8 protein-coding genes and 1 riboswitch are annotated in these 7,897 nt (G+C 49.7%); all 8 genes read right to left on the bottom strand.

Features of this window, described 5'->3' with window-relative positions:
- On the bottom strand, positions 1 to 341 hold a 341-nt coding region (ribD, locus tag DBO31_RS02055; RefSeq protein ID WP_150824320.1), incomplete at its 3' end, for a bifunctional diaminohydroxyphosphoribosylaminopyrimidine deaminase/5-amino-6-(5-phosphoribosylamino)uracil reductase RibD.
- A gap of 94 nt (positions 342 to 435) precedes the next feature.
- Positions 436 to 569: riboswitch (FMN riboswitch) on the bottom strand.
- 69 nt (positions 570 to 638) lie between these two features.
- The gene (gene rpe / locus DBO31_RS02060) at positions 639 to 1,283 is read right to left on the bottom strand and encodes a ribulose-phosphate 3-epimerase (RefSeq protein ID WP_059075887.1); all 645 of its coding nucleotides are present in this window, start codon (positions 1,281 to 1,283) and stop codon (positions 639 to 641) included.
- On the bottom strand, positions 1,277 to 2,143 hold the full coding sequence (gene rsgA / locus DBO31_RS02065; RefSeq protein ID WP_059075886.1) for a ribosome small subunit-dependent GTPase A: 867 nt from the start codon (positions 2,141 to 2,143) through the stop codon (positions 1,277 to 1,279). The genes rpe and rsgA overlap by 7 nt, the downstream gene beginning before the upstream one ends.
- 24 nt (positions 2,144 to 2,167) lie before the next feature.
- Positions 2,168 to 4,090 carry a Stk1 family PASTA domain-containing Ser/Thr kinase gene (gene pknB, locus DBO31_RS02070; RefSeq protein WP_059075885.1) on the bottom strand — a complete coding sequence of 641 codons (1,923 nt, stop codon included), beginning with the start codon at positions 4,088 to 4,090 and terminating at the stop codon, positions 2,168 to 2,170.
- 35 nt (positions 4,091 to 4,125) lie between these two features.
- Complete coding sequence (locus DBO31_RS02075) at positions 4,126 to 4,836, bottom strand: Stp1/IreP family PP2C-type Ser/Thr phosphatase (protein ID WP_113855793.1); 711 nt, start codon at positions 4,834 to 4,836, stop codon at positions 4,126 to 4,128.
- A gap of 81 nt (positions 4,837 to 4,917) precedes the next feature.
- Positions 4,918 to 5,943 (bottom strand): 23S rRNA (adenine(2503)-C(2))-methyltransferase RlmN, encoded by a 1,026-nt coding sequence (gene rlmN / locus DBO31_RS02080; protein ID WP_150824321.1) that lies wholly within the window; start codon positions 5,941 to 5,943, stop codon positions 4,918 to 4,920.
- Positions 5,936 to 7,273, bottom strand: coding sequence for a 16S rRNA (cytosine(967)-C(5))-methyltransferase RsmB (gene rsmB, locus DBO31_RS02085; RefSeq protein WP_150824322.1), 1,338 nt, complete (start codon positions 7,271 to 7,273; stop codon positions 5,936 to 5,938). The genes rlmN and rsmB overlap by 8 nt, the downstream gene beginning before the upstream one ends.
- Positions 7,221 to 7,897 (bottom strand): DUF116 domain-containing protein (locus DBO31_RS02090; protein WP_150824323.1); only part of this gene is annotated, 677 nt, incomplete at its 5' end. The genes rsmB and DBO31_RS02090, both read right to left, overlap by 53 nt.

The following is a 7,897-nucleotide window of genomic DNA, read 5'->3' on the forward strand; positions in this document are numbered from 1 at the left end:
ATCGCAGCACCTTTTCCGGCGACGAGCGGATTGGGATCCAGCATGGCCATGACGACCTTTCCCACCTTTCTTTCTACCAGCGTCCGGGCGCAGGGAGGCGTCCGTCCATAATGAGCACACGGTTCCAACGTGACGTACACCGTAGCTCCTTCAGCCTGATCTCCCGCTTCCCGCAGTGCCCATACTTCTGCGTGAGGTGTACCGGCCTTGTGGTGATAGCCCCGTCCTACGATTTTACCGTCTTTGACAATCACACAGCCTACAGCCGGGTTTGGGGATGTATACCCCAGTGCCAGTCTGGCCAGAGACAGGGCTTCCTGCATATATTCTATCGGTTCCAAGATTGTCCTTCCTTTCCTGTCACAGAAACAAAAAAGGCCATCGGTACACATACATACCAATAGCCTTTTTGAGCACACTAAATAAACACGTCCGTGCTGTCTTTTCCCATCCAGACTATACTGTCGGTACCGAAATCCCATCGGTTCAGCTCCCATAAGGAGTTAGCGGACTCTACCGCCGGTCAGGAATTGAAAGCGTCGCTTTCTCACCTTGCCCCAAAGACTATTTCTATTCAGTTCTTTCATACAAAAGACATTTTACCATAATAAAATGCGAAATACAAGCACTGCCTGCGTTCAGCGCAGGGCCGCAATAGCTGCCGCCCGGTCTTTGGCACCAAAGACAGCGCTGCCGGCTACGAGGAAATCAGCCCCCGCTTCCCTGACAGCCTGAACGGTCTTGCTATTGACACCACCATCGACTTCAATGACGGCTGTCGTATTGCCGCTCTTCGTCAGGAGCGACCGGGCCGCCCGGATTTTATCCAGCGTATACGGGATAAATTTCTGCCCGCCAAAACCGGGATTGACACTCATGATAAGGATCATATCGACCATTCCGGCCACGCATTCCAGAGAAGAGACGGGGGTTGCCGGATTGAGTGCTGCACCGGCCTTCATACCGGCTTCGTGAATCTGCTGGATGACCCGGTCCAGATGGATACAGGCTTCCTGATGGACCGTAACATACGTGACGCCCGCTTTCTTCAGGCCATCAATATACGTTTCCGGATGTTCTACCATGAGATGAGCATCAAAGGGCGTCGACGTATACTTGCGCAGGCTGGAAATCACGGGGACACCGAAGGTCAGGTTGGGCACAAAATGCCCATCCATCAAATCGAGATGAATATAATCGGCGCCGCCTTTTTCAACGTCTTTGACTTCATCGGCCAGGCGGGCAAAATCGGCAGATAAAATGGACGGACAAATAGCTACCATGCAAATCGTTTCCTTTCCAGAATGGACTCTAAAATCTTGCAATACGTTTCATATCGTTCTTTTCTTATCTTTCCCTCTGCTACGGCATGTTTGACGCAGCAATCCGGTTCATGATAATGGAGGCATGAATTGAACCGGCAGGTACCGGTGTATGGCATCATATCGGGGAACAGCTGTATCAGCTCCCGGGGTTCCAGATTTTCAAATTCCAGAGAACTGAATCCCGGCGTATCGACGACATACGTATGGTCATCCATGCAGAGTATCTCTGAGTGACGTGTCGTATGGCGGCCCCGCTTGATCTTTTCACTTACCTGACCGACAGACAAATCCCGTCCCAGAATCCGCGATAACAGACTGGATTTCCCTACACCGGACGGGCCGCCAAAAGCCGTTATCTTCTGGGGCAGGAGCCGGAGAAGCGCGTCGATGCCTTCCCCTGTCCGGGCCGATACGAGGTACACGTCGTACCCGCAGTCCTGATAAAAAGACTGATACTGTTCTGCCTTTTCCCGGTCCAAATCGCACTTATTAAAGCAGAGCTTGGGATGGATGCCGGCATACTCACACGTCATGAGCATCTTATCCACCAGGAACTGGTTCGGATCCGGTGACTGGGCTGCCATGATGATGAACATCTGGTCTATATTGGCCACAGCCGGGCGCCGGAGCGCATTAGACCGCGGCAGGACGGCTTCGATGACCCCTTTGTGGTCATCGACCATAGTCAGAGACAGCCGGTCTCCTACGAGTATCTTCGCTTTCAGCTTCCCTCTGCGCCGGCATTCCACCAATTCCTGGTCTCCTGTATCGACGTAATAAAAACCATTGTAATTTTTGATGACCCGGCCTGTTGTCATAATCCTCCTCTGCCCTGTGGCGCTTTAAATGTACTGGTCCTGAACCAGTGAATTATTGATATATACCTTAACTCTCGTCCGGCCTGTACCGCTGACGCTCTTACTGATGCTATCCCCGCCAGACTGGTTCCGGTCATAGACGACACGGGATCCGTTGTCATCACTGACGACAATCTGGACATGCTGACTGGAAGCACCGGATGGAACGCTGATATTGACCATGCCCGTATGAGTCGTTCCGGCCTGTTCCTGATTGTTGGCATTGGGATCAGCTGCCGGTGCCGCCGACGGATATTCGACAGACAAATCGACAGAATCCCCCTGCTGGGACTGACTGGTGACTTTAGCCTGGCTCTGGTCTTTCGAGCTGTCGAGATTAGAAATATTACCTACATTATAACCGGCATCCTGCAAGGCTTTGATGGCCGCATCGAGACTCATGCCAGACGTATCGGGCAGTGCCTTGGACGGTTTTGTTTCATCACTGTTCTTGCGGCAGATCACGAGGTTGATTTTCGTTCCCTTTTCTACTTTATCAGGTGATTTGGGATTCTGGCTGATGATATGGCCGTTTTCGACAGAATCACTGGATTCATACTTGACCTTGCCGATGGAAAGACCGATTTCTTTCAGAATCTTTTCTGCCTCATCCATCGTCAGCCCTTTCAGGTCCGGAATCAGGACTTCTTCTCCCTTATTGCCCTTGCTGACCGTCAGATGGATTGTCCGCTGGGCTTTGACGACAGCACCGCCTGACGGCGTCTGGCTGATGACCTCACCAATCGGCACATCTGAACTTTCGACTTCCTTGACAGACACATCGAGATTTTTCTTCTTCAATATATTCTTGGCAATTTCTACCTGTTTCCCTGTCACATCAGGAACGGTGATATTTTCTGTACTCCAGAAATTACCGAAGGAGAAAAAGGCCCAGGCGAAAGTCGCTACAAATACAATCATCATTCCAATGACGATAGATTTTTTGGAATGATTGCTGATAGAATCGACGAACCGGGCAAAAAAGCCTTTTCTTTTGGGTTCCTGCCGGTCCTTCATCGGCTGTATTTTCTGCGTATTGAAATTGTTTTTAATAATAGGCGGTGCGCCTTTGGCTTTATTCGTATTGACAAATCCCTGGGCCATGCGCAGTTCCGACATCATTTCCGTTACGGACTGAAACCGATCGTCAGGATTTTTGGCCATGGCCTTCAGAATGCATCGTTCTACCAGCTGGGGAATCCGGCGGTTGTATTTACTTGGCAGCGGGATATCATCCTGCACATGCTGCAGAGCCACACTGATTGCCGTGTCTCCTTCAAAAGGAACGACACCGGTCATCATTTCATACATGACGACGCCAAGAGAATAAATATCCGTCCGTTCATCGATTTTTCCACCACTGGCCTGTTCAGGTGAAAAATAATGGACCGATCCCAGAACCGAGTTATCCCCTTTGTTGGTCGCACTGGAATTAATCGCTCTGGCAATGCCAAAATCGGCCACTTTGATTCGTCCCGTTTCTGTCACCAGGATATTGTGCGGTTTGATATCACAGTGGACAATTCCGTTCGCATGGGCATGCTCCAATGCTTCACCAATGTCGAAGGTAATCTGGATTGACGTATTGATTGGCAGATGGCCGTGCTTTTCAATATATTCTTTCAGTGTTTCACCGCGCACGTATTCCATGACAATATAATGCGCGTTTTCGTCGTAGCCGACGTCGTATATATTTACAATATTGGGATGGGATAATTTAGCTGCCGCCTGGGCTTCCTGACGGAAGCGCACGACGAAATCATGGTCGCTGGCATATTTGCTATGCAGGACTTTGACCGCAACAATCCGGTCCAGGAGAATATCCTGTGCCTTGTACACGCTGGCCATGCCGCCGCTACCCACTTTTTCCAATATCTTATATCGATTGTCTAAGATATGACCAATCATTTCTGATTTCCACCACTTTCATAGCAGGTATCTGTTCATTCAACGGTTTTAAGTACAGCTGTCACATTATCTTTTGCACCGTTTTCATAAACACGGTCAAACAACGTATTAATGATTTCCCGTTCACTGAGCGCTGTATTCCCCAGTGCCTCGCATAATTCTTCCTGACTGACAAAAGAGGTTAATCCGTCAGAACAAAGGAGCAGACGGTCCCCATGATGTATCTGGAAAATACCGCTGTCAACTAACAAATTACGGTCAACGCCGACGGCACGGGTAAGGACATGCCGTTTCGGATGACTTTCAGCTTCTTCTTCGGTAATCTTTCCTTTTTCCAACAAGACCTGTACAATCGTATGGTCTTTGGAAATCTGCTGTAATTTATGATCATGGTACAGATAAATCCGGCTGTCGCCGACATGTGCCCAGAAAGCCCGTTCACCCGATAAGGTCACTAACGATACGGTCGTCCCCATTCCTTTCAGCGACGGATCAATCATGGTCTTGCTAAGAATGCAGGAATTAGCATATTGAACGGCTTTTTCCAATTGTACGGGAGCTGTAAATGTGTAATTTTCAAAATAATAGGCAATCGCTTTAACAGCCGTTTTACTGGCTATCTCACCACCTACGTACCCGCCCATGCCATCGGCAACGGCCAATACATCCTGATCAGCACTGATATAGTATGAATCTTCATTCACTTTGCGCACCAGGCCTATTTTAGATTCACCATATGTTCCCAAACTCTCACGTCCTCTCGACGGTGCGTATAGACTATGCTCCTATAATACATAGCATATCTGAAGAATACTGTCAATCGCTTCTTACGTATTCAGATGTTTTATGCGCAGCTGCCCGCAGGCCGCCTGGATTTTACTGCCCATTTCATGGCGCAGCGTAACTGACAAGCCATGATGCTGCAGCGTTTCTACAAAATCCCGCATGGCCTTCTGACCCGGCCGGTATAATCCTACATCATAATTATCATTGATAGGGATTGCATTAATCAATATATTTTTCCCGCCCAGGAGCTCAATCAGTTTCCGGGCACAGTTTGGATTACAATTGACGTCTTTGATCAGGATATATTCAAAAGTAACCTTCCGTCCTGTTTCCTGGAAATAATGATCCGCTGCCTCCAGTACCTGTTTCAAGGGGTATCTTTCTGCAATAGGCATGATTTCCCGGCGAAGTTCATCCGTCGGCGCATGGAGAGACACGGCCAGAGTAATCGGCATGTCTTCGGCTGCCAGGTCGTACATACGGGGAACGATGCCCGATGTCGAAAGAGTCATATTGCGGTATCCCAGATAGAACGTATTTTTTTCATGAATGAGGCGCATGAATTTAATGACGGCATCATAGTTGAGAAGGGGCTCACCGGTTCCCATGAGTACGATGGAATGGAGATCTGACGTTACATATTTCCGGAATGCCAGGAGCTGGGATATCATTTCCCCAGTCGTCAGATTCCGGACAAATCCGTTTTTGGCCGAGGCACAGAAAGCACAGTTTACGGCACACCCCACCTGGGATGACAGACAGATGGAATTCCCATAGGGATGACGCATGAGCACGGTTTCTACTGTATGGCCATCAAAAAGGCGCAGCAGCAGTTTGACCGTTCCATCCGGTGCTTCCAGCCGGGATACGACTTCCGGAATATAGAGCGGTGCTTTCTCCTGAAGATAGTCCCGGTCTTTTTGCGGAAGCAGGCGCATATCCTGCCACTTCCATATATTTTCCTTATACAGATAATGAAAAATCTGGCTGGCCCGGAACGGCTTCATGCCATTATCTTCCAAAAAATGACGCAATTCTTGTTCAGTCATGCTCAAAATATCAGTCACGATGTCCTTCCTTTCTCAGACGGGCAATAAAGAATCCATCGAGTTCATCCTTCTGTGGCAGGAGCTGGATAAAAGGGCCAGGCTGGCTGAGTCCGCAGAGGTTTCCCAAATTCTCGGTCTTAAACTCCTGATGAGCCTGCAGAAACTGCTGGATGACCTGACTGTTTTCCCCATCGTTCATCGTACAGGTACTGTATACGAGAACACCACCGGGGCGGACACAGGCAGCGGCACTTTCCAGAATGCGGCTCTGAAGTACAGGCAGTTTTTGTAAATCCTCTGCCCGTTTCCGCCAGCGCAAATCCAGCTTGCGGCGCAGGACACCCAGACCGGAACAGGGAGCATCTACCAGTACCCGGTCCGCTTTTTCCCTATACTTGTCTCCAATGGTACAGGCATCCTGCAGCAATGTCCGCACATTCGTAAGATGCAGTGCGCGTGCATTGCTTTCGATGAGTTTCAGCTTATGTTCGTAAATATCACAGCCATAGACGGTCGTATCGGGGCCGGCAAGAGCTGCTATATGGGTCGTCTTGCCACCGGGCGCCGCACAGACATCAAAAATGACTTCATGGGGCTGCGGATCCAGTGCGTGGGCGACGAGCTGGGACGGCTCGTCCTGTATCAAAGCCAGTCCATCGTGGATTTCCTGCAAAGACTGTATGCCCGGATTATCCTTGAGATAAATGCCTTCCGGTGAAAACGAAGCCGCCACGGCCTGCAATCCCCGCTTCGAAAGCTGCTGCAGCAGTTCATCACGGCTGATACGCTGTGTATTCGTCCGCAGACACAGGTCAGGAATGGAATCGAAGTACTGACAAATACGTACCGTGTCATCTGTACCATAATCATGAATCCATTTCTTTACCAGCCATACGGGCTGATGATAGGTCAGAGACAGATGAAGCGGTGCATTTTCAGAAAGATCCGGAATCTGGAATTCTAAGCGGCGGCGTATGCTGTTCCGTAACAGGGCATTGACAAAGCCGGCCATGCCGCGGTTGCCAAAGCGCCGTGCCATCTTGACGGCTTCGTTGCAGGCCGCCGATTCGGGAATCTTTGACATACGGAAAATCTGATACAACCCCATGCGCAGGATAACCAGGCAAACCGGGTCGAGCTTATTGATCGTACGGGAACTCAGTTTTCCAATGATCCAGTCCAGATAATTCAGACAGCGGACGGTCCCATAGACCAGTTCCGTATAAAAGCGGCGGTCCCTGTCATTCATATCTCCTTTCTGAATCGTGCGGGAGACGACGATATTACTATATCCGTCATCTTTGCATATAGTGAGTAAACTGTGAAAAGCTGTTTCGCGTACGTTCATAATTCTCTCCTGTCAGTCGTTCTAAAAACCGGCACAATGCCGATACATCTACATGGGTATTAAAACATGGTCCATAAGGCCTTTCATTTAAGAGGCCTAAAACAGGTAAGGGAAGGACATCTTCCATACCGCTGATGAGGTCCCGTTCGCAGGCAATAGCCACGATGGCCTTTGGGCGCAGTGCACAGACGAGCTGTCTGGCCTGCGTACCGCCTGAGGCAACGGCCAGATGGGCGCCAGATCTGCGGGAAAGGTCAAGCAGACTCCCAATCGTACAATGGCCGCATTGCCGGCAATTATCTACACGGCGCGTTATTTTGTGGGGACATTGATCCCATTGCAGACAATGAGGCGCCAGAACCAATATACGTTCTGCCGGGATATGCAGATTTTGTTTCAACACAAGTCCGTTCAGAAACTGTATATACGAGCGGGCCAGAACATGTTTCCGCTGTTTCGTCCCGGCCAGATGGCGCATCATGGGATACAGAAATCTAATATATTGCATGACGGTCCGCCGAACCGGTGCCGGCTGTTTCCACAACGTAAAGACCAGAAGCAGAAGCAGCGGGAACGGCAGTAAAAATCCCCATACGAGGAGTCCAAAGACGAGATTTACTGCCA

Origin of the sequence: Megasphaera sp. DJF_B143 (assembly GCF_900320625.1) — a bacterium.
In the GTDB taxonomy this organism is placed as follows: domain Bacteria; phylum Bacillota; class Negativicutes; order Veillonellales; family Megasphaeraceae; genus Megasphaera; species Megasphaera hexanoica.

Excerpts from the sequence above, each read along its gene's own strand:
- rpe (WP_059075887.1), bottom strand. The coding sequence starts at position 1,283 with ATGGTAGCTATTTGTCCGTCCATTTTATCTGCCGATTTTGCCCGCCTG.
- rsgA (WP_059075886.1), bottom strand. The coding sequence starts at position 2,143 with ATGACAACAGGCCGGGTCATCAAAAATTACAATGGTTTTTATTACGTC.
- pknB (WP_059075885.1), bottom strand. The coding sequence starts at position 4,090 with ATGATTGGTCATATCTTAGACAATCGATATAAGATATTGGAAAAAGTG.
- rsmB (WP_150824322.1), bottom strand. The coding sequence starts at position 7,273 with ATGAACGTACGCGAAACAGCTTTTCACAGTTTACTCACTATATGCAAA.